Raw genomic sequence first — 23404 nt, 5'->3', positions numbered from 1 at the left:
ACTTTCAAAAAAAAAAAAAAAAAAAATGGAAAAAATTATGACTTTAATAACAATTTTATGTTTTTATACTTTTTTAATGATTTATATTTCTTATCATCAAATTAATTTTATAAAAAAAGAAAAAGTTAAACAAGCAGTAATTTTAGATAAAAATGATTATGAAAATGCTGCAAATATCGCTATAGAAAATGAAAAATACAAAATCTTTTCAAATATTTATAATCTAATCATCAACATCGCTTGGCTTAGTTTTGGCTTTTTATACTTAAAAGAAATTTTTATAAAAGAAAATTCTACCTTAGAAAATACTTTGTTTTTGCTTTCTTTTTTGTTTATTTTAAGTATTTCAAATTTACCGCTTAGCTATTATGAAAGCTTTGTAAAAGACAAAAAACATGGTTTTTCAAATATGACTTTAACACTTTTTGTTAAAGATAGCATTAAATCTTTGATTTTAATGCTTATTTTTGGTTTTTTAATCATTTATTCTTTAGTATTTTGTTTTGAATTTTTTGGTGCTTATTGGTGGGTAGTAGCCTTTGTGTTAAGCTTTGCAATTATACTTATTATAAATCTTATCTACCCTACTTTTATCGCGCCAATTTTTAACAAAATGACAAAATTAGAAGATGAAAATTTATTAGCAAAAATAAGCAATTTAATGCAAAAATGCGGCTTTAGTGCTAATGGGGTTTATATAATTGATGCAAGCAAAAGAGATAAAAGGCTAAATGCTTATTTTGGAGGATTATTCAAAAGCAAAAGAGTAGTTTTATTTGATACGCTTTTAAAAGCATTAAAAGAAAATGAACTTTTAGCTGTTTTAGGTCATGAATTAGGGCATTTTGTGCATAAAGATATCGTAAAAATGCTTATTTTAAATGCCATAATGCTTTTTGCTTTATTTTTTATCTTTGCACATTTACCAAGCTTTTTTTACACCCAAAGCCATTTAGATGAAGTAAATGCTGGAGTGTTTGCGCTATTATTGGTATTTGGCAATGTATTTGTTTTTTTCATTTCGCCTTTAATCAATAAAATGAGTCAAAAAAATGAATTTAATGCTGATTTACACGGAGCAAAACTTAGCTCAAAAGAAGATATGAAAAATGCCCTCATAGCCTTAGCAAAAGAAAACAAAGCCTTTGTTAAGACAAGCAAAATTTATGCATTTTTTCATTTAAGCCATCCTTGCATTTTTGATAGAATCAAAGCTTTGCAATGATTTCTATCAAAGAAGCTTTAAAACAAGCTTACGCAAAAGATCGCACTCATAAAGAATATATACTTTTTATTCTTTGTGAGCTTTTGCAAAAAGATAAGGCTTGGATTTTTTTAAATCCTGAATTTCAAATTGATGAAAAAAATTTCTTTGATTATGTAGATAGATTTTTAAATGGCGAGCCTTTTGAGTATTTATTTGAAAAAACTCAATTTTATGGTTTTGATTTTTTCACACAAAAAGGGGTGTTAATACCGCGTTTTGATAGTGAAATATTACTTGAAAAATGTTTAGAAATTTTAGATCATAACTCTTTTAACAATATACTTGAAATTGGCTTTGGAAGTGGAATTTTAAGCATCTCTTTAGCAAAGTTAAAACAAATTTTTATACAAGCTTGCGATATCAATCCAAAAGCATTAAATCTTGCTAAAAAAAATGCAGATTTTCACAATGTTTCAAATTTAATCAATTTTCAACTTTGTGATTTTAAAAATATGCAAGGGGAATTTGATTTTATTTTTTCCAATCCTCCTTATATTAAAAATGATTATCCTTTAGATAAATGGGTGCAAAATGAGCCATATGATGCTTTATTTGGAGGAGATAAAGGCTGGGAAATTTTAGAAGAAATCATTATTTTTGCTAAAAATCATAACACAAAAGTCTTAGCTTGTGAATTTGGCTATGATCAAAAAGTAATTTTAAATCAAATTTTAGAAGAAAATGATTTTAAAGCTACTTTTTATCAAGATTATAATGGATTTGATAGAGCCTTTGTTGCGTGGAATTTAAAAAATTAGACTATAATTATCTTTTTATAGGAGAAAATAATGAAATCAATATATTTATTTTTACTAGCAAGTTTAATTGGGATTGAAATTAGCATAGGAGTGTTTTTAGCTCCGACTATATTTTATCCTGCTAAATTTATAGGTGAAGGGGTTTTAACTCATTTTCAAAGCGGGCTTTTAATGACAAATATTTTTGTACAATTTGGCTATGTTTTACTAGGTGTGAGTGTTTTATCTATTTTAGTGGAAATTTTCTCATTTAAGAATAAAAATTTAACTTTTAAAATAAATTTTTCAAAATTTATGCTTTCTTTAATCATTTTGGCACTAAGTTTGCTTTTTGTATTTTACTTCACTGCTTATGTTTTAGAAGCACAAAGCTTAGGAGAAGAAGCAACTAAGACTCAAGAATTTATAAAAATTCATGGTGCAAGTGAAGTTGTGATGAAGATTATCATGTTATCACAAGTAATTTTATTTTTTTTAAATTTTAAAACAAAAAAATGATATAATAAAATAAGTCTTTAAAAGGAGTCAAAGATGAAAATAGGCGATATAGGAACAACCCAACAAAACCATTACTTAAATCAAGCTCAAAAAAGCCAAGAAAAAGCTTTAGAAAATATAGCTGCAATACGCGCTATAGATGGAACCGATGGAGCAAATTTAGCTATAGCTGATTCTTTAAGAAGTCAGTATAGCACTATAGACCAAGGCATTTTAAATGCTTATGATTCAGTAGGTGTTTTACAAATTGCTGATTCAACTTTAAATAATATTTCAGCAACTGCTGATAGATTAAATGAATTATCAGTGCGCTCAAATAGCGCTGCATTAAATGATAGACAAAAAAGCATGCTAAATACTGAAGCAAATAGACTTGTAAGCTCAATCAATGATGCTTTTTCAAATGCAACCTATAATGGTAAAAATGTTTTTCAAAGCATGGATTTTGTTGTTGGAGCAGGAGTTGAAAATATCAATTTAAATCAACCAAGCACAGCAAATTTAAGCCTTGAAAACCAAGATGGAATTCGCAATTTTCAAGATCAAGTAGGTTCTTTACGCGCAGATATTGGCGCTGGGATTAATGCTATCCATTCTAATATCAACTCATCTTTGCAAACTAGCATTAACACCAAAGAAGCTGAAAGCAAATTGCAAAATAATGATTTAGCGCAAAATGTAAATGATTTTAATGCAAATTATCTAAAAGAAAATGCGTATTTATTTGCAAATGCCCATTCTAATGTAATGCTACAAACTAAATTAGCAAGCCTACTTCAATAATAAAACTCCCAAATAAGGGGGTTTTTTAAGGAAAAATATGCAAGATAATGCTTTGTTAAAGCAAGCCTTAAAACATCCATTATATGAAAAAATTCAAAAATTAAATTTAAAAGCTCAAAACTCAAACTACACTATAGATGATAGTTTTAATATTTTTTGCGATGAAAAGCTAGATGAAGAAATTAAAAATATAGCTTTAGAATTAAAACCATGGCGTAAAGGTCCTTTTAAAATAAATAAACTTTTTATAGATACAGAATGGCAAAGTTTTATTAAATTTAACATATTAAAGCCTTATATGCAAGAAATCAAAGGTAAAGTGGTTGCGGATATTGGCTGCAATAATGGTTATTATATGTTTAAAATGCTTGAATTTAACCCTTCAAAACTCATAGGTTTTGATCCTTCTATTAAATATTTTTTACAGTTTTTCCTTTTAAACTCTTTAGCAAAAACTCCTATACAGTATGAGCTTTTAGGCGTAGCTGATGTACCAAATTATGGTATAAAATTTGATGTTATTTTTTGCCTTGGTGTAATTTATCATCGTAGTGATCCTATAGCCATGCTAAAACAACTCAAGCAATCTTTAAATAAAGATGGTGTAGTTTTTTTAGACACTATGTATATAGAAGATGAAAGAGAAATTGCACTTATTCCTCAAAAAACTTATTCAAAAATACCAAATATTTTTTTCATTCCGTCGATATTGGGTTTAAGAAATTGGTGTTATAGAGCTGGATTTAGTGAATTTGAAGTTATAACAACTAGACAAACTGATTTTGAAGAACAAAGAAAAACACAATGGATTGATTCTTATTCTTTAGATCAATTTTTAGATAAAAATGACTCAAATTTAACTTGCGAGGGCTATGAAGCACCAAAAAGAGTTTATGTTAAATTAAAGGTGTAAAAATGGCAAGAACAATAAGTGCTGTTACTATAGAAGAGCTAATAGATCCTGAAGAATTAAATCGTATTAAATCAGAACTTATCACTTGTCCAGGGATAAATAATGCTTTAGCAGGAAGCATTTCTCATATAGAAAAAAATTTTGCCAAAGGTATTTTAATTACAACCCATGATATGGCAGTAGATGAGTTAGGATTAGTGCATAGTGGTTTTGTTTTCAATGCTGCAAATTATATAGCCCAAGCAGCAATTAATAAAGAATTTAGCGTTTTAATAGGCTCAAGAAGCTTTTTTTATGCACCTTTGAAAGTTGGAGATATTTTAAATCTTGAAGCAAGTGCTCTATTTAGCGATGACTCAAAAAAAAGAGAGGTTAAAGTAGTTGGCTTTGTAAATGAGATTAAAATTTTTGATGCATCTTTTCAAGTAATTACCACAGATGATCATATATTTAAATTAAAGCAAAGTCAAAACACAAGCTCTAGTAGCCAAAACCAACAAGAAAACTCTAAGCAAGATGCCACTCCAGAAGAATTAAATGCTGTTTTAAAAGGAATCGGGAGTTAAAGGCAAATCCACCCAATTCTTTGGACATTCTTTATGGTAAGTTCCGCTTGCATCGTAATATTCTTTGCAATCATCATAAAAGCGATTTGAAATTCCTCTTTCATTTACAAAGCAACCACCAAAAAATAATACTAAAAACCCAATGAAAAATATTTTTTTAAACATCTCTTTTCCTATTTTAATCTTATTTGCTTACGCCATTTATAAGGTTCTATAGGATTTTCATCTACCCATAAGCCTTTTTTATTTTCTTTGGCATAATTTTGCTCATTTACATATAAATCACTATAATGCTCATAAGCCCAAGCAAAGCCATTTTTAACCATAACTTGATTGATATCTTTGTCATTTAAATACACAATGGCCAAAATTCTACCATATTTATCCTCATCTTTTACATTCAAAACTACTTCTTTATTCAACACAATTGCATTTAAAAATTGCGCTGCCATCTTTCCATAAGCTTGATCACTTTCAGGCGCGTCTATACCAAAAAGTCTAATTTTAAGTTCTTCATCTTCAAATTTAGCCTCAATTGTATCTCCATCTACCACACGACTTACTTTGGCATTAATATACGAACCACTATCATAATTTAAAATATAAGCAAAAGTAAATAGAAAAAGTGTAATTAAAAATTTCCTTGGATCTTTTAGTAAAGCTATTAATAGTTTAATTTGCTTTTTAGAAATTTTCATTTAAACCTCATCTATATAAAAATATGCCATAATTACAACAAAAAGGAGATTTTATGCAAGAAATTATACAAAATTTTAAACAAATTACTCAAATACCTCATTGTAGTTTCCATACCGAAGAATTAAAAAATTTTCTTATTGATTTTGCTAAAAGTCAAAACTGCCAAGTAAATATTGATGAAGCAGGTAATATCCATGCATATAAAGGAAAACCTAAAATTTGTTTACAAAGTCATTATGATATGGTTTGCATGGGAGAGGCTCCAAATATACAAATGTATGAAGACAATGGATATTTAAAGGCTAAAAATTCAAGTTTGGGTGCAGATAATGGCATAGGTGTATCATTAATGATGCAAGCTTTAAAAGAATTTGAAAATATCGAATGTCTTTTTACTAACAATGAAGAAGTTGGACTTTGTGGAGCAAATAATCTTACACATACTTTGATTTCAAACAAGCTATTAAATTTAGACCATGAGAGCGATGATGAAGTTGTTATAGGTTGTGCTGGCGGGGTAGATATTTTTGCTAATTTAAATTTAGAGATAGGTGAAAAGGAAGAAGATTGTTATGAAATAGAAGCAATTAATTTTAAAGGTGGGCATTCAGGGATTGATATTGTTAAAAATATTAAATCTTCTATTAAAGAAGCAAGTCATTTTATCACTCAAAACCAAGGTGAACTTTGCGAGTTTAACGCAGGTGAGAGAATCAACTCTATACCAAAACATGCTAAAATCGTAGCATTTTTTAAAAATTCTCCAAAGGAAAATAATCATTTTAAAATAAAATATCTAGGTAAAATCAAAAGAACATATTATAAAAATTCTCAAATCATTTTAAATCTTATCAATGCTTTTGCGCAAGGTGTTAGAACTTTTAATTATCAACTCAATTTAGTCCAAACAAGTATCAATCTTTCGTTAGCTTATGAAAAAGAAGGTAAATTTCATTTTGAACTTTTTGCAAGATCGAATGATTTACAAGAGCTTAAAAATATAGAATTTGAAACCTTAACTTATTTTAAAATGCAAAATTGTGAAGTTTCAAGTGCAAATTTTTATCCACCTTGGGCTAATAAAGATACTAATTTTGGAGAAGAAATTCTAAGTTATTTTAAAAAAGAAAACCCAAATGCCAAGCTTTACACCATACATGCTGGTTTAGAATGCGGCATTATAAGCGAAAAGCAACCACTAGAATGTTGCTCCATAGGTCCAAACATCCATAGCCCTCACTCAACAGATGAAAAATGCGAAATAGCTTCTATTGAAAAAATCAGCAAAATTCTTTTTGCTATCTTAAAAAATTACCAATAAACAAAAAAGACCAATATTTTGACAAACAAATTCAAAATATTGGTAAATATTTATTTAAATAATAAAAAATTTTATTTACTATTAATAAAACTTACACTATACTCTCGCATATTTTTAAACAAGGAGAGAGTATGGAAATGCTAACTAGCCGTAGTTCTCATTTGTCTTTTTTATGGGGCAAAAAAAGGTGGTATCGCTCTAGGTTTATTGGGTGGTATTGGTTTATTAGTTTTAAGTTTTGGTTTTGCTGTAGCGCCTGGAAAACCTTCTATTGATGTTATGCTTACTATCTTAGCTGTTGTTGTTGCTAGTGCAACTTTACAAGCTAGTGGTGGTTTAGATGTAATGTTGCAAATTGCAGAAAGAGTTTTAAGAAAAAATCCTAAATTTTTAACCATCTTAGCTCCTTTTGTAACTTGCTTTTTGACTATACTTTGTGGAACTGGACATGTTGTTTATACTATGATGCCTATTATTTACGATATTGCTATTAAAAACGGCATACGTCCAGAAAGACCAATGGCTGCTTCTAGCATTTCTTCTCAACTTGGTATTATAGCAAGCCCTGTTTCAGTTGCTGTTGTAAGTTTAACCGCATTGCTTTTAAATCCAGAAATTAATAAACATCCTTTAGCAGGATTTGATGGCTATGTAGATTTACTTGCTATTACTATACCTTCTACTTTAGTGGGTGTTTTAGCTATAGGAATTTTTTCTTGGTTTAGAGGAAAAGATCTTGACAAAGATGAAGAATTTCAAGCTAAAATCAAAGATCCAGAACAAAGAACATATATCTATGGCGATAGCAAAACTCTTCTTGAACAAAAACTTCCAACCATTCAATGGGTAGCTATGTGGATTTTCTTGGGTGCTATTGCTATAGTAGCTATACTTGGAGCTTTCCCAGAACTTAGACCACAATTTATCTCAAAAGGTGTTACTAAACCTATGAATATGGTTGCAACCATTCAAATGTTTATGCTTTTAGCAGGTGCAGCACTCATTATCTTTACTAAACTTGATGCAAGCAAAATTGCAAAAAATGAGATTTTTAAATCAGGTATGATAGCTTTAGTGGCTGTTTTTGGAATTTCTTGGATGGCAGATACTATGTTTGCAGTACATACTCCTATGATGAAAGAGTCTTTAGGAAATATTGTTATAGAACACCCTTGGACTTATGCAGTTATGCTTTTATTAATTTCTAAATTTGTTAATTCTCAAGCAGCAGCAATTGCAGCATTTGTGCCACTTGCATTAGGTATTGGTGTTGAACCAGGTATTATCATTGCTTTTGCAGCAGCTTGCTATGGGTATTATATTTTACCAACCTATCCAAGCGATCTTGCAACTATACAATTTGATAGATCAGGCACAACAAAAATAGGTAAATTTGTTATCAATCACAGTTTTATCTTGCCAGGTTTAATTGGTGTAATTGTTTCTTGTATAGTAGGTTATTTCTTAGCTTTGGGTGCAGGATATTTATAAAATTAAAGGGCTTATTTTAAAGCCCTTTTTTATTTAAATGCTTTCTCTAAATCAATAGGCATAGCCTGATAACCAGTGCTTGCTCCGCTAAAGCGAATTTGCACCGAAGGCTCTTTAGCTCCCCATTTAAACTCATCTATTTCAGGTTTTGGTTCTCCTATAGCAATACCCTTACTTAAATCAAAAGCCATTCCAGCACTAGCACTATAAACCATAATCGAATTTTTATCTTTATAATACTCAGTTAAAGAAGTAATAGGCGAAAACCATTCATTACCTCTTTGTTTACCATACTCCCAAATTTGCTCTACGGTTTTATTTTTTTGATCTATTTTATATATAACTGCTCTTGAATATTTCATCGAAGCAAAAGCAGGTTGTGTTATAGCTCTTGCATCACCATTATCAAAAGCTGTAATGTAAATATATCTTTTATTAGACTTTTCACTTATTCTAAAAGCAGTATGCTGTGTCCATGTAAAATCAAAACCACCTTCCTTATTTTTATAACCAGGACATTTACTATAATCATCTTCACAAATGATATTTTTGCCATTTTTATTAATAGGTTGCAAAAGTGCTTTTTTATATTTTTCTCCCCAGCCCTTATGCGCTCCTAGTATCCATTTTACTTTTTTATCGCGTCCTATTTTTACAATAGCACTTTGATGACGACTTGAAATGATAATGCTATCATCACTCTCATCATAATCTATGCTATTTACATGAGCCCAATTACGCCCTACTCCAGTGCCTGCTATATCTCCAAATACATCACTTGTATCCATTTTAGCTAATTCTTCATTGCTTAAAGTCTTACCCGCTTTTGAAACATCTACATTCAAACAAACCGCACCTTGATCTAAAACTTTGATTATATTAGCTCTATATGGATCTAAAATTTCAAAAAGTCTCCACTCATCTACTACATTGCCATTTTTATCAACCTCTACTATCACATCACGCACCGAGCGCACATTTTTACCATCAGGACGCTTAACACTAGCCAGAGCCACTCTTAAAAGATAATTTCCATTTGGCATTTGGCTCATAGAATGAGAAAAATCTATATAAGAAGAAGGTAAAAGGCGGTTAAAAATTTCTCTACCCATTAAATCATATTTTACATATCTTTGACCAAACCCAAAGCTTAACGCCCCATCTGGGTTTTGCCTAAAGCCCATCATAATGCCACGATTATAAATATTGTTTTTATCCATTAGCTTATCATTATCTAAATACCAACGAATTTCACCCTTTGTGTCGATAATAAAAACACTAGAAGCCTCATCCCATTCTAAAGCACCACCACTTGGATTATTCCATATAGTTTGAGAGCTTTTTGCGCTGTATTTTCCTGGAGTATTATTTACTAGATATAATCTATCTTCAAATTCTTTATCTACTTTAAGCACTTCCACTTTCTCAAAAGGCACGCCTCTTTGCATAAGACTTCCACTTGGCTCTATATTTACCCCGCCTGTTGCTATTTTATATACCTCATCTACCACTTTTTCACTTTTTCCAAAAGCACTTTTAGTGTAACTTACCTTTACTGTATTAAAATATGATGGATAAAGCCCAAAAATAGGAATTCCTCCATAAGTTTTAATTTTATTAGGGCTTACCTTATAAGATATGGTTTGTCCATTTGGCTTTGGAACTATAGTCACACTTACATCGCTTAACTCATACCCTCCATCTACAATCACAGCACTAAGCGGAGATAGGCCATAAGGATTAAGCTTTATAGCTCCAATTTGCCCTTGTACTTGATAGTCTATCTTAGCCCCACTTGCTCCACCTACAGCCAAAGCTAAATTTGGTGCCAAAACAACGCTAGCTAGCAAACTTAAGCTGATGATTTTTTTAATTTTCATTTTTATCCTTTATAAGATTAATAACACCTTTAAAATAAAGGCATTATTTAACTGAAAGTTCTTTAACTATACGGATTAGTTCTTCTAAAGAAGTAATGTATTCAGGGTTGATTTGATATTTACCATTTACTACAAAAGCAGGTGTGCCATAATTTCTTGAAATTTCATTAGCCATATCATAAGCAGCTAAAAGTTCTCTGGCTTCTTTAGTTTGTAAAAATTTTTGCAATTCTTCTTTGCTAGCACCAATAACATTTAAACCTATTTTGTAAAATAAATCAAGATCATTTAAATTTAACTTTTGTTCAAAATGACTTATAAAATACACATCAGCAAGCTTATAGGTAAGACTTTTTTCACTAGTAACATCTAAACCTAAAGCTTTTTCTTTAAAAGAAGCTAAAGCAAACATCTCATTTAAAGCCCCACCATACTCACTCATAGAACTTACCGAAAAAAGATCATATTTTAAATTTGGCAAAGCCTCTTTAACCTTTGCTAAAGTGTGAAATTGATGATGGGTGTAACAATGAATGCAACGATAAGAAAAAATTTCTATCAAAGAATTTTGTGCATTTGGGATAGGTGTTTTTAAAGCAATGTATTCTTTTCCCTCACTAAGAGCTTGTGCATTTATAGCAAACACAAAGGCTAAAAAGATTATAAGTTTATGAATTTTTTGATTTATTTGCATGTTTTTTCCTTTTATATTTTTAAAATACAATTTTAACACAAGATGTAAAATCAACCAACATCATAAAGTTATACTTTTATTTTAAATAGATATAATTTGATTTTATATAATTATTTTTTATAAAATAACCTGTAAAAACATAAAGCAAGGAATAAAATGGCTTCTCGTAATGCAATTATCAATACAATAGGCGAAAAATATCTTAGCAGTAATGTTGAAAATGGAGAATTTAGCTACCAAAAAGCATTCAATATTATTAATAAAAAATTTGATGAATTAAAAATAAAAAGACAAAAAAATAAAACTTATTACACAAATGTTGATTTAAGGTTTGTTGATATTGAGTCAAAAATAACAATTTTAGTTGAAACTAAACAAGATTTCACAAAAGATATTGATAGTGCAAAAGAGCAACTACAAGCTTATGTTAGCTATGAAAAAAAACTAACAAATCATTTAATTATCGGTATATTAGCAAACACAACCGATGATAGAATTAAAGTTTACAAAAACGAAATTAATAGCAACAATCTATTAAACAACGAATTAACACTTAAAACCTTTAAAGAGTATATAGATTTATTAAAACCACAAACAACCAATAACCGTGAAGAAGTAATGAAAAACACTTATAAGTTAAATGAAATATTACATCAATATGGAATAAAAGAGAAGTTACGTGGTCAATTTGTAGGAACATGTCTTTTAGCCATAAAAAATAATTTAAGATATGATAATTTAAGTACAAAACAAATTATTGCCAGTATTAAAGAAATATTAGAGCAATTGCTTAATAATAATCCTAATAAATCAGAAAAACTAACTATACTTGATAAAAAAATATTAGAACAACAAGACATTAGACAATTACAAGATAATGTTTTTAGAGAAATCATATCTTTTATTCATAAAAATATATACCCATTTATTAATGAAAAATCCACACAAGGACAAGATTTACTCAATCTTTTCTTTACAACTTTCAATAAATATGTAGGAAAAGATGACAAAAACCAAGCTTTTACACCAGACCACATCGTTTCATTTATGTGTAAAGCAATAGGAATAAATAACAAAAGTAAAGTTCTAGATCCTTGCTGTGGAAGCGGATCTTTTTTAGTTCGAGCGTTAACAGATGCTATAGATGATTGCAAAACTTTAGAAGAAAAAGAAGGTGTTAAAGAAAAGAATATTTATGGTATTGAACGAGAAGAAGTAGCCTTTGGATTAGCAACTACAAATATGCTAATACACGGTGATGGCAATTCCAATATTTACCAAGAAAGCTGTTTTAACATGCTAGATAAATTTGAAGAATGGGGTATTGATAAAGTATTAATGAATCCGCCTTATAATGCTCAAAAATCAGTTTGTCCTAATAGCTACACCGATAACTGGGGGACATCAAAAGAAGATCCTTCAAAAGGTTTTTATTTTGTCTATGAAATAGCAAAAAATGTTAAAAAAGGCAAACTGGCTGTATTATTACCTTTACAATGCGCCATCGGATCATCTAGTAGTATAAAAAAATACAAAGAACTTATGCTACAAGAACATCATTTAGAAGCTGTTTTCACTTTACCTTCTGATATATTTCACCCAGGGGCAAGCGCTTGCGCATGTTGCATGATATTCAATCTAGGTATTAAACATGACAAAGCTTTAATAAAAGAAACTTTCTTTGGTTATTTCAAAGATGATGGTTTTATTAAAAAGAAATATCTAGGTAGAGTTGAGAAAAATAATGGCATATGGAAAGAAAAAGAAAAATTATGGCTTGAATTGTTTGCCAAAAAACAAGAGGTAAGCGGGCTAAGTGTTCTTAGAAAAGTAACTGCTGATGATGAATGGCTAGCAGAAGCTTATATGGAAACAGATTATTCAACTTTAACACAAGATGATTTTGAAAAGACAATTAGAAATTTCTTAGCTTATAAAATAACAATAAGAGATAATAATGAGTAGTATAAAAACAACCGAATGGAAGGTATTTTATTTAAAAGATTTATTTTTACCCATTCGTGGTAAAAGATTAACTATAAACGATAGAAAAAAAGGTAACATTCCATTTATAACAGCTGGTGAAAACAATAATGGAGTTTCTGATTATATTGATAATGATGTAATTATATACAAAGATAAAATTACCATAGATATGTTTTGTAATTGTTTTTATCAACCATATAACTTTGCGTGTGATGACAATATCATTGTACTAGATGAAATTGATATTACAAAAAATATTTCACCTTTTGTTAAACTATTTATTGTTTCTATTATATCTCAAGATAAATATAGATTTGAATATGGAAGACAATATCGTATTAAAAATTTCAATACTCATCAAATAAAATTACCTTCAACTAAACATGGAATTCCTGATTGGAAATTTATGGAAGATTACATAAAATCTTTAAAAAATCAAATACAAAGTCTATATAAAAACAGTTTAGAAACTAAAAATCAAACAAAAAACAGTTCTTTAGATACTAATAATTGGAAATATTTTTTGGTACAAGATTTTTTTGATGTAAAACTTGCCAAAGGTGATTTAAAAAATGATGAATGTGAAAATGGTTTTTATCCATTAATATCATCTGGAATAAACAACTTTGGAATACTTTGCTATACAAATGGACAATCAACAATTTCTAACAAAAAAGATTCTTTAATATTCAAAAAAAACAGCATTACTTTGGATATGTTTTGTAATGCTTTTTATAGAGATAAAGATTTTTATGCTGTAAGTCACGGTAGAGTTAATATACTTAAGCCAAAAACTCAACTAAATAAATTTCATCTGTTATTTATTACAACACTCTTAAATAATGAAAAATTTAAATTTTCATATGGAAGAGCTGTTTATAGTAATACAATAAAAGATATGAAAATCAAACTTCCGGTAGCTTCAGACAACACTCCTGATTGGAAATTTATGGAAAATTATATAAAATCCTTACCTTATGGAGATTGTATCTAATCTCCGCTCAAAAGAGACACTATCATACCAAATTAAAGGATTTTAAATGCAAATACGAATTTATTATGAAGATACCGATGCGGGTGGAGTAGTATATCATAGCAACTACTTAAAATTTTGCGAAAGAGCAAGAAGTGAGATATTTTTTCAAAAAAACGCAAAAATTTTTGATAAAAACACAGGGCATTTTCTACTTACTAAAGCGAATTGTAACTTTTTAAAACCCGCTAAACTTGGAGATCTTATAGAGGTAAAAACATTTATCACAAAGCTTAAAAAGGCCTCAGTTTGTATAAAACAAGAGATTTACAAAGATAGCACCAAGCTTTTTGAGGCTGAATTCACCCTAGCTTTTTTAAAAAATGAAAAAGTAGCCCCTATAGATGAGGCTATAGCTAAGGTTTTTACTGATTTTACAAAGGAATAAAACCTAAGCCTTGCGAGCGTATGATTTTAACCTTATAGTCAAATTGATTATCATTTAAACTCTCATCAAAAATTCTTTGAGAGTCTTTATCTAAAAACTGCGTATAAAAATAATCAAGCCCCACGCTAGTTGCATACGCTATCCAGTTATAATTAATATTTTGCGAAAAAAGCTCATTAAGATAGCTTAGAGTTTGATCCTCATTAGAAATGGAATTTGCTAGCAAAAGTTTTTTTCTATCATTAATTTGCGTTAGGCTTAATAAAATAGGATTATAATTAATCTGAGTTGATAATAACACAAAAGGCTCTATATCATAAGTTCTTATTTGCGAGCTTATAAGTGCTGTTTTAATCAAAGAAGTATTTAAAATAATACTAGAATCTTGAAAACTTCTATTTTGATTTAAAATACTTCTAAAATCAAATTTAGAACTATTAATAGTGTAAATTTTCTCACTACCATTACCTGTATTTAAAACATTCTCATCTAAGCGATTTGCCAAAGGTGTTCCATCTGAAAAAATGATATTTTTACCATTTGAGTATTCTAAAAGTTTTTGAATTTGTTTTTGATAGTCTATACTTCCAAAATACACATTTTCATTTTGCGTATCAAAATTTCTTTTGTGTGCAGTAGGTATGAAAACTTTTACATTAAAATCAAGATTTTCTTTTAATAAATTTTTCACACCTTTATCTGTAAAACCTGCGATGATGTAGTTAAATTTTTCTTCTTGAGCTTGTTTAAGAGCTTTAGCTATCTTGCTCTCATCTTCAGTGCCTATTAAAAACACCTTTACTTTTATCTGCGCTCTTTGTCTTAGCAAATACGCTATACTTGAATTTATAATAGTATTTGAATAACTTTTAATCGTTTGTTCAGGTATAATAATAGCTAATTTTACACTAGCATTTTTTTGAATTCTTTTTTCAAAATCTATGATGGAATTTAAAAGTTTAGTATAGATATTAACCAAAAGTTCATTTGCGTTATCATTGTTAAATCTTGATAAGAAATTAAAATAAAGTCCAGTTTCCAGCAAAGTAAATAAACAATCATTGTCACAATTTTGAAATTCTAAATTAGGATAAAAAGACTCACTAGGTTCTATAGGTGATGGTTTTTGCTCTTTTGCAAAAGCACTTAAAGTTAAAACAAAACTCATCACCAAACAAACTAAACTTTTTCTCATAAATAACCTTTTATTTTTTTAATATCTTCTATAAATTCAGTATAAAAACTAGGATTTTTACTCACAAAATTCAAATCATAACTTGGCAAAAGCAAAACATTATTAAAACGCATACATTGCCCTTTGTATTTTTGAAAATTCTCAAAACCCAAACTTGCAAAAGCTTCTTGACCAAGACATAAAATAATCTTTGTTTTTATAAAATCAAGCTCGTTATAAAAATATGGTAAGCATAATTTTAATGCTTGATCATCTATTTTAAAATTACTAAAACATTTAAACATATAAGAAAAATATATCTCATCTTCTTTTAAATTTAAAAGCTCTTTACATAATCTTAAAAACTCTTGTTTATTTTTAGAAGCAAAAAACTTTCCACTTTCATTTTCTTCTTTATCAATAAAAGCTTGATAAATCAGAATTTTAGCATTTTTGGCTTCTTTTTCTATTAAACTATACTTTCTTAGTTTAGAAAAATGGCAAAGATTGCAAGTTTTCACCCTCTCATTTAATTCTTTAAAGCTTAAGTTAAAATGTCTAATTTGTTTTTGTTCATCAAAGTATTCATAACCAAAAGCTTTTAGATAATGCAAACTGCGTTTATTCATCACATCAACGCTTCTAAATTTTCGCCCTCTAAACGATAAGTTCTCCACTCACTCATATGTCTTGCATTTAACTTGGTATAAAACTCAATCCCTAAATCATTATCATTTAAACAAACCCACTCCAGGCGTTTGAGGTTTTTTTCTTTGCAAATTTGTGCTAAGTATTTAAAAACAGCTCTGGCATAGCCTTTTTTTCTATGTTTTGGCTGTATGTAAATATCTTCTAGGTATAAACCACCCAAGCCCCAAAAAGATGAAAAAGTAAAATAATACATCACATAGCCTATTATTTCACCATCAACCTTTAAACTCAAAGCCTTAGCATATTCATGTTTAAAAAATGATTCTTCAAGTTCTTTACTTGTGCATTTTACATCTTCAAACATATTTTCATGAATAGCAAGTTCTTTGAGTAATTCTAAAATTTTTTCCAAATCTTCTTTTTTACTCTCACAAATTTCAAAAGCCATTATTTTTCCTTAGTTTACAAAATAAAATCAAAATTTAGCAAAAAGTTTTAAAATAACTCTTAATTAAAAGCAGATTTAAGTAAGATTTTGCTAACATACTTGCTTATTATTTTGTTTTTTATTTTAAGTTAAGGAAAAAATATGAAAAGAACATATCAACCACATAAAACTCCTAAAAAAAGAACTCACGGCTTTCGTGTACGTATGAAAAGCAAAAATGGTCGCAAAGTGATCAATGCTAGACGTGCTAAAGGTAGAAAAAGATTAGCGGTATAAAAGATTTTCTAAGTATTAACGACTTAGGAGAGTTTGCAGCAATTTATAAAGAAGGTAAAAAATGGCACTGCGAAGGCATGATCATCTTTTACTCTTTAAGCGAAGAAAAAAAATTCGCCGTTGTTGCTAGTAAAAAAGTTGGAAAAGCTGTTGTAAGAAATAGAGCCAAAAGGCTCTTAAGATCAGCTTTTTTTCAGGTTAAAAATCAAGTTGAAAACGGAAAATACATACTTGTAGCTAAAACGAGTATTACTGAAATTCCTTTTTTAAAATTAGAAAAAAACTTGAAATGGGGTTTGAAAAAAATAGGATGTATAAAATAGTTTGTCTAAAACTTATCAGATTTTATCAACTCTTTATCAGTCCTTTTAAGCCACAATGTTGTAGGTATTACCCAAGTTGTTCCGAATATGCCTTGTGGCAATTTAAAAAAAATAATATTTTTAAAGCATTTGGTGCAGTTTTTTTAAGAATTTTAAAATGCAATCCGTTTTTTAAAGGTGGTATTGATTATCCTAAAATACGCAAGAATAATCTAAACTCAGGTATATGTTTTAAACCTAGTTTTAATGCTTTAAAACAACTCAATTATCTTTATATCCCTTGCAACGATAATCAATTTTTTTTAATTAAGATTATATTTCCAAAGGACAATCCGTGTCAGAAAATTTATCTCAACAAAAACGCATATTAATTGCCGTTGTATTATCATTTTTATTTTTTGTAGTTTATGATTATTTTTTTATCCCCAAAGCTCCACAAACTGAGCAAAATATCACTCAAATAGAACAAAACAACTCAGCTCCACAAAGCACTATAAATACAAATACTCAAGCTCCAAAAACAGAACTTAGCATTAATCAAAAAGAAGAAATAGCAGTTGTTAAAAGCGAGCATTTTGAAGCACATATTGACTCTTTAGGTAGGATAGCTAAATTTTATCTAAGTGATGAAAAATACAAAGATGAAAATGGTAAAAGTATTAATCTAGTAGATACTTCTTTATCACCTTTACCATTAGAAATAAGATTTAGTGATACAAAGATCAATCAAGAAGCGTTTAATACACCATATACCACAAGTCAAAAAACTATCAATGTAAGTGATGAAAATACAACATTAATCCTTACTCAAAATTTAAATGATTTGGTAGTAACTAAAAAAATCACTTTCCATAAATATGGAAACTACGATTTAGAAGTTAATCTAAGCAAAGATGCAGCTTATTTTATCACTCCAGGTTATCGTCCAAATATAGCGGTTGATAGCTATACAGTACATGGAGTTTTAATCTTAGACAAAGATGATAAAATCACAATGTTAGAAGATGGAGATGTAGAAAATGATGAAAGTTTTTCTAATGTAACCCTTATGGCAGCTTCAGATCGCTATTATAGTGCTTTCTTTTATAATTTTGAAAAATCACTCAATGCTGTAGTTACTAAAGATAACCATGAAAATTCTATCGTTTTTGCAAGCGCATCAAATACTTTTAAAGCAAGTGGTTACATTGGCTCAAAAGAACATGATATTTTAAGAAATATTGATCCAAGATTAGACAATGTTGTTGAATATGGTTGGTTTACTTTTATAGCTAAGCCTATGTATGAATTTTTAGACTTTTTACATGGGTATTTAGGAAATTGGGGTTGGGCTATAGTGATTATGACCTTAATTGTGCGTATTATTCTTTTCCCGCTTACTTACAAATCAATGATCTCTATGAATAAACTCAAAGATTTAGCTCCAAAAATGAAAGAAATCAGAGAGCGCTATAAAGGCGATCCACAAAAGATGAATTTACACATGATGGAACTTTATAAAAAACATGGTGCAAATCCTATGAGCGGATGTTTACCAATACTTATTCAAATTCCAATTTTCTTTGCAATTTATAGAGTTTTACTAAATGCTATAGAATTAAAAGCCGCACCTTGGGCTTTTTGGATCACAGATTTATCTGTAATGGATCCTTGGTTTATCTTACCTATATTTATGGGTCTAACTATGTTTATCCAACAACTTATTACACCAATGGCTATACAAGATCCTATGCAAGAAAAGATTATGAAATTCTTACCATTAATTTTCACTTTCTTCTTCTTAACCTTCCCAGCAGGTTTAACTTTATATTGGTGTGTAAATAATATATGTTCACTTATCCAACAAGTGATTGTAAATAAACTTTTTAAAAACCACAAAAAAGAGGAAATAGCTAAACATGAACATAGAAGCTAAAGACTTACAAACTGCACTCATAGAAGCCTCAAAACAACTTGAGTGCTCTGTGATTGACTTAGAATACGAAGTTATTCAACATGCTAAAGCAGGATTTTTTGGTTTGTTTAGAAAAAATGCTATTATTTGTATCAAAGGACACAAAAAAACCAAAAAACCTCATCAAGAAAAAGCTAAAAAAAATCAAAACGAGAACTTTATCAAACATTCACAAAAAAATCTTGAAAAAAATGAACACTACAAAGAACACAGAGAAAGTTTTCAAAAACCACTTGAAGCTAGTACTAAAGAGCATTATAAAGTAAAAAATGATGCTATTTTTGATTCATTTCATAAAGAATCACCAGAAGAAAAAGATATTGCTTCTTATATTGATGAGATAAAAATTTCGCTAGAAAATTTACTGGCAACTTTTGATTTTGATATCAAGGTTATACAAGTTAGTGTTTGGGATGAAAATTGTGTATTAATAAAACTTGATGGAGAAGATGCAGCCTTACTTATAGGCAAAGAAGCTCACAGATATAAAGCTTTTTCATATTTACTTTATAACTGGCTTAGTGCTAAATACAAAATTCAACCAAGACTAGAAATTGCTCAATTTTTAGAAAATCAAACCCAAGCTATAGAAAATTATTTAAAAATTCTCATAGAAAAAGTAGAGAGCACGGGAAGAGTTCAAACAAAGCCTTTAGATGGAATTTGGCTAAAACTTACATTAGAAAAATTAAGAGAACGCTTTCCTGATAAGTATGTAGCTATCAAACAAAATGACGATCAAAGATATATCGTTGTAAATGATTTTTTGAAGAAAAATGAATGAATGACACTATAGCTGCTATAGCCACAGCCCATGGAGTGGGCTCTATAAGTATCATTAGAGTAAGTGGAGATCAAGCCTTAGAACTTGCTCTTAAATTTACCCGCAAAGAAAAACTCACACCCCGCTATGCACATTTATGCAAAATTTATAAAAACAATGATGATTTTTTAGATGAAGCTTTAGTGATTTATTTTAAAGCACCCTACTCTTTTACAGGAGAAGATATAGTAGAATTTCAACTTCATGGGGGTTTTTCTTTGAGTGAAATTTTACTTGATGAGCTTGTTTTAGCAGGAGCGCGTCTTGCTAACCCTGGAGAATTTAGTAAAAGAGCTTGCTTAAATGGTAAAATGGATCTTTTAAAGGCTTTAAGTATACAAGATGCCATCATGTCAAAATCAGCATGTGCTGCAAATATCATAGCAAAAAATATTAAAGGCGATTTAAGTAAATTTTTAAATACCATTAGAATAGATCTTGTTCAAACCCTTGCTTTTGTAGAAACTAACATTGACTATGCAGATGATGACTTACCACAAGATTTACTTGATCAAATCATTACTATGTGTGAAAAAAATTCAAAACTTTTACGCGATATAGTAGATATTTCTTTAAGTAAAAAAGGACTTATAGAAGGCTTTAAAGTTGCTATTATCGGCAAGCCAAATGCGGGAAAAAGTTCCTTGTTAAATTCGCTTTTAGCATTTGATAGAGCCATTGTTTCTGATATTGCAGGCACCACAAGAGATCGTATCGAGGAAAGTTTAAAAATAGGCTCACATTTAATCAAAATCATCGACACAGCAGGTATAAGAAATGCAGATGATGAGATAGAAAAAATCGGGGTTCACTTAAGCTATGAAAGCATTAAAGAAGCAGATATTATCATAGTTGTATTTGATGGATCTAAAGAATTTGAAGAAGAAGATGAGCGAATTTTACAAGCTTTAAAAGATTGTGACAAAAAAATCATTTATGTTTTAAACAAAAGCGATCTAACCACCAAATTTGAACATGAAATTAGTACTTCTTGTATACGCATTTGTGCTCAAGAAAACACCCAAGCCATTAAGGAAAATTTAAATGAGTACTTAAATACTTTAGATGGCGATGGAATGCTAATTAGCAATACCTTAATACTCAATGCTTGTAAGAATGCTAGCGAAGCTATTTTGCGCGCAAGGGATTTATTAAAAGAAAGTTCTTTAGAACTTTTTGCTTTTGAACTAAATTTAGCCATAGGAGAGATAGCCCAATTTACAAAAGATTTTGAAAGAGATGAAATTTTAGATGCTATGTTTAGTAATTTTTGTTTAGGCAAATAAAAAGGAGAGAAAATGGATAAAGAAATTATAAAACAACACAAAATTAGCGATGAGGAATATCAAGAAATTTTAAATATACTAGGTAGAGAGCCAAATTTATTAGAGCTTGGAGTAATTTCTGCTATGTGGAGTGAGCATTGTTCTTACAAATCAAGCAAAAAATACCTTAGTGGCTTTCCAACCAAGGCCCCCTGGGTCATACAAGGTCCTGGTGAAAACGCTGGCGTTATCGATATAGGTAAGAAAATGGCAGCTGTATTTAAAGTAGAAAGTCACAATCATCCAAGTTTTATAGAGCCATTTGCAGGCGCAGCTACGGGAGTGGGTGGAATTTTACGTGATGTTTTTACCATGGGTGCAAGAGTTGTTGCGGGTATGAATTCTTTAAAATTTGGCAATATCCACGATGAAAAAATAGGCAAACATCAAAAATATCTAGTTAAAGGTGTAGTAAGTGGAATTTCACACTATGGCAATTGCATGGGGGTGCCTACTATAGGCGGAGAGTGTGCTTTTGATGAGTGTTTTAATGGCAATATCTTGGTTAATGCTTTTGCGCTTGGAACCTGCAAAATCAAAGATATTTTTTATGCAAAAGCTGAAGGCATAGGCAATCCTGTAATTTATGTGGGTTCAAAAACTGGTCGTGACGGGCTTGGTGGAGCTGTAATGGCAAGTGATAGTTTTAATGAATCTAGCAAAAGCTTAAGACCAACTGTTCAAATTGGAGATCCATTTGCTGAAAAATTATTAATGGAAGCTTGTTTAGAACTTTTCAAAACCGATTATATAGTTGGAATTCAAGATATGGGTGCAGCAGGACTTACTTCAAGCTCTTTTGAAATGGCAGGACGCAGTGGTAGTGGTATGAGGCTTTATCTTGATAAAACTCCTATGAGAGAAGAAGGTATGACTCCTTATGAGTTAATGCTAAGTGAATCTCAAGAAAGAATGCTAATTTGTGCTAAAAAAGGCTACGAGGAAAAGGTTATTGAAATTTTCAATAAATGGGGACTTGATGCAGCTATTATAGGTGAAGTTACCGATAGTGGTAAAATGGAACTATTTTGGCATGGTGAGCTAGTGGGATTAATCCCTATTGAGCCACTTAGTGAAAAAGCACCTATACTTGATAGACCTGTGGCTAGACCAAAATATCTAGATGAAATAAAAAATTACAAATTTAATTTAAATATTTCCACTCAAGAAGCTTTTGAAAAACTTCTTGCAAATGAAAATGTCAGCAATAAAGCTTATATTTATGAGCAATTTGACTCAAGCGTGCAAACTAATACCTTAAAAAGCGATGGAGCTTTAGGGGCAAATAGTATTAGAATCAAAGAAAATAATTGCTTGCTTTCTATGGCAATTGAGTGCAACTCAAGATTAAACTATGTAAATCCAAAAATTGGTGCTGCAGCAGCTGTTGCAAGCGTAGGTAGAAAAATAGCATGCTCAGGGGCCAAGCCTTTAGCAATTAGCGATTGCTTAAATTATGGCAACCCACAAAATCCTGAAGTAATGTGGCAATTTGCCCAAGGTTGTGAGGGTATAAAATTAGCTTGTAAAGAACTCAACACTCCTGTGGTAAGTGGTAATGTTTCTTTATATAATGAAACTGATGGGGTGAGTATTTTTCCAAGCCCAACTATAGCTTGTGTTGGAGTAAATGAAAAAGCAGAAAATGTTTTAAAATCATATTTTAGTAAAGATACTAGTGCTATTTATCTACTTGGAGAAAGTAAAGGTAGTTTTGGCGGCTCATTGATCGCAAAAATATTAGATAAAAAAGTAGCAGGAGAGCTTGAAGATATAGATTTTAGTGCAGAATTAAAACTATGGGATTTTCTACTAAAAGCAAATGAAGCAAAAATACTTGATTGCGCCAATAGTATAGGCATAGGTGGCATTGCTATCACTTTAGCTAAAATGTGCGCGATGGCAAATTTAGGAATTAACGCGAAAACAAATTTTGCAGATAAAAGCTTTATTTTTGAAGAAAGCCCAACAAGGGTTATTGTTGGTGTTAAAGATGAGGAAGAATTCATAAAATTTGTAAATGAAATGGGAATTAATTTTGCAAAACTTGGAAATTTAGATGAAAAAGATTTTATTTTAGATGATATTAAGATATCTTTAGCAAAACTACAAACAATTTATTTTGATAAATTTAATGAGTATTTAGGATAAAA

The 23404-nt window shown here is 29.7% G+C and carries 24 protein-coding genes and 1 pseudogene; 18 read left to right on the top strand and 7 right to left on the bottom strand.

Going from position 1 to position 23404, the window contains the following annotated elements:
* Positions 1-37 precede the first annotated feature (37 nt).
* From CLLT_RS02880 to CLLT_RS02855, 6 genes are read left to right on the top strand one after another with little or no spacing between them, the layout of a single operon-like run.
* A complete protein-coding gene (locus tag CLLT_RS02880; protein ID WP_074692755.1) occupies positions 38-1225 on the top strand; it encodes a M48 family metallopeptidase in 1188 nt (395 codons plus the stop codon).
* Positions 1225-2025 carry a HemK/PrmC family methyltransferase gene (locus CLLT_RS02875; RefSeq protein WP_074692798.1) on the top strand — a complete coding sequence of 267 codons (801 nt, stop codon included), beginning with the start codon at positions 1225-1227 and terminating at the stop codon, positions 2023-2025. The genes CLLT_RS02880 and CLLT_RS02875 overlap by 1 nt, the downstream gene beginning before the upstream one ends.
* Positions 2026-2055: 30 nt before the next feature.
* Positions 2056-2523, top strand: coding sequence for a DUF4149 domain-containing protein (locus tag CLLT_RS02870; protein ID WP_070255101.1), 468 nt, complete (start codon positions 2056-2058; stop codon positions 2521-2523).
* Positions 2524-2556: 33 nt separating this feature from the next.
* On the top strand, positions 2557-3306 hold the full coding sequence (locus tag CLLT_RS02865; RefSeq protein WP_074692753.1) for a flagellin: 750 nt from the start codon (positions 2557-2559) through the stop codon (positions 3304-3306).
* 37 nt (positions 3307-3343) lie between these two features.
* Positions 3344-4219 carry a tRNA 5-methoxyuridine(34)/uridine 5-oxyacetic acid(34) synthase CmoB gene (gene cmoB / locus CLLT_RS02860; protein ID WP_074692750.1) on the top strand — a complete coding sequence of 292 codons (876 nt, stop codon included), beginning with the start codon at positions 3344-3346 and terminating at the stop codon, positions 4217-4219.
* 2 nt (positions 4220-4221) lie between these two features.
* Positions 4222-4785: a hypothetical protein gene (locus CLLT_RS02855; RefSeq protein WP_012661282.1), complete on the top strand. Its 564-nt coding sequence runs from the start codon at positions 4222-4224 to the stop codon at positions 4783-4785.
* On the opposite strand, the gene CLLT_RS02850 is transcribed toward CLLT_RS02855, so the two are convergent.
* The gene (locus tag CLLT_RS02850) at positions 4765-4950 is read right to left on the bottom strand and encodes a hypothetical protein (protein WP_074692749.1); all 186 of its coding nucleotides are present in this window, start codon (positions 4948-4950) and stop codon (positions 4765-4767) included. The two genes, CLLT_RS02855 and CLLT_RS02850, sit on opposite strands and share 21 nt — an antisense overlap.
* An 8-nt stretch (positions 4951-4958) precedes the next feature.
* Positions 4959-5483 (bottom strand): thermonuclease family protein, encoded by a 525-nt coding sequence (locus CLLT_RS02845; protein WP_074692747.1) that lies wholly within the window; start codon positions 5481-5483, stop codon positions 4959-4961.
* A gap of 53 nt (positions 5484-5536) precedes the next feature.
* On the opposite strand from CLLT_RS02845, the gene CLLT_RS02840 reads away from it, so the two are divergent.
* Together CLLT_RS02840 and CLLT_RS02835 are read left to right on the top strand one after the other, a co-directional pair.
* The gene (locus CLLT_RS02840; protein WP_074692746.1) at positions 5537-6805 is read left to right on the top strand and encodes a M20/M25/M40 family metallo-hydrolase; all 1269 of its coding nucleotides are present in this window, start codon (positions 5537-5539) and stop codon (positions 6803-6805) included.
* 144 nt (positions 6806-6949) lie between these two features.
* Positions 6950-8296, top strand: a pseudogene (locus CLLT_RS02835) (anaerobic C4-dicarboxylate transporter); the annotation flags it as partial.
* A gap of 29 nt (positions 8297-8325) precedes the next feature.
* Here the strand turns inward: CLLT_RS02835 and CLLT_RS02830 are convergent.
* Positions 8326-10176, bottom strand: coding sequence for an aryl-sulfate sulfotransferase (locus CLLT_RS02830; protein ID WP_070255119.1), 1851 nt, complete (start codon positions 10174-10176; stop codon positions 8326-8328).
* A 43-nt stretch (positions 10177-10219) separates the two neighbouring features.
* The gene (locus CLLT_RS02825; RefSeq protein WP_074692743.1) at positions 10220-10870 is read right to left on the bottom strand and encodes a thiol:disulfide interchange protein DsbA/DsbL; all 651 of its coding nucleotides are present in this window, start codon (positions 10868-10870) and stop codon (positions 10220-10222) included.
* A 156-nt stretch (positions 10871-11026) separates the two neighbouring features.
* On the opposite strand from CLLT_RS02825, the gene CLLT_RS02820 reads away from it, so the two are divergent.
* From CLLT_RS02820 to CLLT_RS02810, 3 genes are read left to right on the top strand one after another with little or no spacing between them, the layout of a single operon-like run.
* The gene (locus CLLT_RS02820; protein ID WP_070255124.1) at positions 11027-12835 is read left to right on the top strand and encodes an HsdM family class I SAM-dependent methyltransferase; all 1809 of its coding nucleotides are present in this window, start codon (positions 11027-11029) and stop codon (positions 12833-12835) included.
* Positions 12828-13850: a restriction endonuclease subunit S gene (locus tag CLLT_RS02815; RefSeq protein ID WP_070255127.1), complete on the top strand. Its 1023-nt coding sequence runs from the start codon at positions 12828-12830 to the stop codon at positions 13848-13850. Before CLLT_RS02820 ends, CLLT_RS02815 begins: the two co-directional genes overlap by 8 nt.
* A gap of 46 nt (positions 13851-13896) precedes the next feature.
* The gene (locus CLLT_RS02810; RefSeq protein ID WP_074692741.1) at positions 13897-14277 is read left to right on the top strand and encodes a YbgC/FadM family acyl-CoA thioesterase; all 381 of its coding nucleotides are present in this window, start codon (positions 13897-13899) and stop codon (positions 14275-14277) included.
* Here the strand turns inward: CLLT_RS02810 and CLLT_RS02805 are convergent.
* From CLLT_RS02805 to CLLT_RS02795, 3 genes are read right to left on the bottom strand one after another with little or no spacing between them, the layout of a single operon-like run.
* Complete coding sequence (locus CLLT_RS02805) at positions 14264-15472, bottom strand: hypothetical protein (protein ID WP_074692740.1); 1209 nt, start codon at positions 15470-15472, stop codon at positions 14264-14266. The two genes, CLLT_RS02810 and CLLT_RS02805, sit on opposite strands and share 14 nt — an antisense overlap.
* Complete coding sequence (locus CLLT_RS02800; protein ID WP_074692738.1) at positions 15469-16080, bottom strand: uracil-DNA glycosylase family protein; 612 nt, start codon at positions 16078-16080, stop codon at positions 15469-15471. Before CLLT_RS02800 ends, CLLT_RS02805 begins: the two co-directional genes overlap by 4 nt.
* Complete coding sequence (locus tag CLLT_RS02795; RefSeq protein ID WP_234944986.1) at positions 16080-16553, bottom strand: GNAT family N-acetyltransferase; 474 nt, start codon at positions 16551-16553, stop codon at positions 16080-16082. Before CLLT_RS02795 ends, CLLT_RS02800 begins: the two co-directional genes overlap by 1 nt.
* A gap of 138 nt (positions 16554-16691) precedes the next feature.
* On the opposite strand from CLLT_RS02795, the gene rpmH reads away from it, so the two are divergent.
* From rpmH to purL, 7 genes are read left to right on the top strand one after another with little or no spacing between them, the layout of a single operon-like run.
* A complete protein-coding gene (gene rpmH / locus CLLT_RS02790; protein WP_012661270.1) occupies positions 16692-16826 on the top strand; it encodes a 50S ribosomal protein L34 in 135 nt (44 codons plus the stop codon).
* Positions 16823-17149, top strand: coding sequence for a ribonuclease P protein component (gene rnpA / locus CLLT_RS02785; RefSeq protein ID WP_074692735.1), 327 nt, complete (start codon positions 16823-16825; stop codon positions 17147-17149). Before rpmH ends, rnpA begins: the two co-directional genes overlap by 4 nt.
* Entirely contained in the window at positions 17137-17520 is a 384-nt protein-coding gene (gene yidD, locus CLLT_RS02780; RefSeq protein WP_012661268.1) for a membrane protein insertion efficiency factor YidD, read from the top strand. The genes rnpA and yidD overlap by 13 nt, the downstream gene beginning before the upstream one ends.
* On the top strand, positions 17484-19064 hold the full coding sequence (gene yidC, locus CLLT_RS02775) for a membrane protein insertase YidC (protein WP_074692733.1): 1581 nt from the start codon (positions 17484-17486) through the stop codon (positions 19062-19064). The genes yidD and yidC overlap by 37 nt, the downstream gene beginning before the upstream one ends.
* Positions 19048-19887, top strand: a complete 840-nt coding sequence (locus CLLT_RS02770) for a Jag N-terminal domain-containing protein (protein WP_074692731.1) — start codon at positions 19048-19050, stop codon at positions 19885-19887. Before yidC ends, CLLT_RS02770 begins: the two co-directional genes overlap by 17 nt.
* On the top strand, positions 19884-21212 hold the full coding sequence (mnmE, locus tag CLLT_RS02765; RefSeq protein ID WP_074692729.1) for a tRNA uridine-5-carboxymethylaminomethyl(34) synthesis GTPase MnmE: 1329 nt from the start codon (positions 19884-19886) through the stop codon (positions 21210-21212). The genes CLLT_RS02770 and mnmE overlap by 4 nt, the downstream gene beginning before the upstream one ends.
* A 12-nt stretch (positions 21213-21224) precedes the next feature.
* The gene (gene purL, locus CLLT_RS02760; RefSeq protein ID WP_012661264.1) at positions 21225-23402 is read left to right on the top strand and encodes a phosphoribosylformylglycinamidine synthase subunit PurL; all 2178 of its coding nucleotides are present in this window, start codon (positions 21225-21227) and stop codon (positions 23400-23402) included.
* Positions 23403-23404: the final 2 nt, after the last annotated feature.

The sequence above is a fragment of the Campylobacter lari subsp. lari genome, from assembly GCF_013372185.1.
In the GTDB taxonomy this organism is placed as follows: domain Bacteria; phylum Campylobacterota; class Campylobacteria; order Campylobacterales; family Campylobacteraceae; genus Campylobacter_D; species Campylobacter_D lari.
This window is presented reverse-complemented; position numbering and strand designations above follow the sequence as displayed.